We start from the raw sequence: 2,844 nt of genomic DNA on the forward strand, positions 1-2,844 counted from the left end.
GATAAGCTGCGATAAGCTTCGGGGAGTTGCACGTAAACTTTGATCCGAAGATTTCCGAATGAGGAAACTCACTTAGAGTAATGTCTAAGTATCATTAAGTGAATACATAGCTTAATGAGGGGAACTCAGGGAACTGAAACATCTAAGTACCTGAAGGAAGAGAAAGAAATTCGATTCCGTAAGTAGCGGCGAGCGAACGCGGAATAGCCCAAACCAATAAAGTTTTCTTTATTGGGGTTGCGGACATATCTTAAACGAAGAGGTATCGTAATTGAAGAGGTTTGGAAAGACCCACCACAGAAGGTAATAGTCCTGTATGTCAAACGAGAAAACTTCAGATATGATCCAGAGTACCACGGGACACGTGAAACCCTGTGGGAAGCAGGAGGGACCACCCTCCAAGGCTAAATACTACCTAGTGACCGATAGCGTATAGTACCGTGAGGGAAAGGTGAAAAGAACCCCGGGAGGGGAGTGAAATAGAACCTGAAACCCTGCACTTACAAGCTGTGGAAGCACATTTCTTGTGTGACCGCGTACTTTTTGTAGAACGGGCCAACGAGTTACGTTAAGTAGCAAGGTTAAGCACTTAAGGTGTGGAGCCGTAGCGAAAGCGAGTTTTAACTGAGCGTTCAGTTACTTGACGTAGACCCGAAACCGGGCGACCTACCCATGAGCAGGATGAAGCGAAAGTAAAATTTCGTGGAGGTCCGAACCCACGAGCGTTGAAAAGCTCGGGGATGACTTGTGGGTAGCGGTGAAATTCCAATCGAGCCCGGAGATAGCTGGTTCTCCCCGAAATAGCTTTAGGGCTAGCCTCAAGGTGAGAGATACGGAGGTAGAGCACTGAATGTCCTAGGGGGTATTGCACCTACCGAAGACTATCAAACTCCGAATGCCGTCATCTTATACTTGGGAGTCAGACTGTGGGTGATAAGATTCATAGTCGAAAGGGCAACAGCCCAGATCGTCAGCTAAGGTCCCTAAATGTAAGTTAAGTGGTAAAGGATGTGGGATTGCACAGACAACCAGGATGTTGGCTTAGAAGCAGCCACTCATTCAAAGAGTGCGTAATAGCTCACTGGTCGAGTGATCCTGCGCCGAAGATTTCCGGGGCTAAAACTTACTACCGAAGCTACGGCATCAGTAATGATGGGTAGGGGAGCTTCCCATACGGGTTGAAGCATGACCGTAAGGACATGTGGACAGTATGGGAGTGAGAATGTTGGCATGAGTAGCGAGATGTGGGTGAGAATCCCACAGGCCGTAAACCCAAGGTTTCCAGGGGAAGGTTCGTCCGCCCTGGGTTAGTCGGGACCTAAGCTGAGGCCGAAAGGCGTAGGTGATGGACAACAGGTTGATATTCCTGTACTACCGATAACCGTTTGAGAGATGGGATGACACAGTAGGATAAGCTAAGCACACTGTTGGTTATGTGTGCCCAAGCATTGAGGCAGTCAGAGTAGGTAAATCCGCTTTGATAATGCTGGGATGTGATGGGGAGCGAAATTTAGTAGCGAAGTAGCTGATTTCACACTGTCAAGAAAAGTCTCTATCGAGGTTAAAGGTACCCGTACCGCAAACCGACACAGGTGGGTGAGGAGAGTATCCTAAGGCCCGCGAGAGAACTGTTGTTAAGGAACTCGGCAAAATGACCCCGTAACTTAGGGATAAGGGGTGCCACCATACGGTGGCCGCAGAGAATAGGCCCAAGCGACTGTTTACCAAAAACATAGGTTTCTGCTAAGTCGCAAGACGATGTATAGGAGCTGACGCCTGCCCGGTGCTGGAAGGTTAAGGGGATCTGTTAGAGTAATCGAAGCAGTGAACTTAAGCCCCAGTAAACGGCGGCCGTAACTATAACGGTCCTAAGGTAGCGAAATTCCTTGTCGGGTAAGTTCCGACCCGCACGAAAGGCGTAACGATTTGGGCACTGTCTCAACAACAGACTCGGTGAAATTGTAATTCCGGTGAAGATGCCGGATACCTGCGACAGGACGGAAAGACCCCATGGAGCTTTACTGTAGCTTGACATTGGGTCTTGGTACTACATGTACAGGATAGGTGGGAGGCTTTGAAACCAGGACGCCAGTTTTGGCGGAGCCATCCTTGGGATACCACCCTTGTAGTACTGGGACTCTAACCATAGGCCATGAATCTGGTCTTGGGACACTGTCAGGTGGGCAGTTTGACTGGGGCGGTCGCCTCCCAAAAGGTAACGGAGGCGCTCAAAGGTTCTCTCAGTACGGTCGGAAATCGTACGTAGAGTGTAAAGGCAAAAGAGAGCTTGATTGCAAGACATACAGGTCGAGCAAGGATGAAAATCGGACTTAGTGATCCGGTGGTTCTGCGTGGAAGGGCCATCGCTCAACGGATAAAAGCTACCCTGGGGATAACAGGCTTATCTCCCCCAAGAGTCCACATCGACGGGGAGGTTTGGCACCTCGATGTCGGCTCATCACATCCTGGGGCTGTAGTAGGTCCCAAGGGTTGGGCTGTTCGCCCATTAAAGTGGTACGCGAGCTGGGTTCAGAACGTCGTGAGACAGTTCGGTCCCTATCCGTCGCAGGCGTAGGAAATTTGAGGAGACCTGTCCTTAGTACGAGAGGACCGGGATGGACGTACCTCTGGTGTACCAGTTGTTCTGCCAAGGGCATGGCTGGGTAGCTATGTACGGAATGGATAAGCGCTGAAAGCATCTAAGCGCGAAGCCAACTTCAAGATAAGATTTCCCACCGCAAGGGTAAGACCCCAGAAAGACTATCTGGTTGATAGGTCGAAGGTGTAAGTGCAGCAATGTATTTAGCTTATCGATACTAATAGGTCGAGGACTTGACCAATATT

At 49.6% G+C, this 2,844-nt stretch carries 1 rRNA gene; it reads left to right on the forward strand.

The features are described from left to right. Nucleotides 1-2,840, forward strand: a 23S ribosomal RNA gene (locus IC174_RS20495); the annotation flags it as partial. Nucleotides 2,841-2,844: the final 4 nt, after the last annotated feature.

The organism is Clostridioides sp. ES-S-0001-03, assembly GCF_020676075.1.
Taxonomy (GTDB): Bacteria; Bacillota; Clostridia; order Peptostreptococcales; family Peptostreptococcaceae; genus Clostridioides.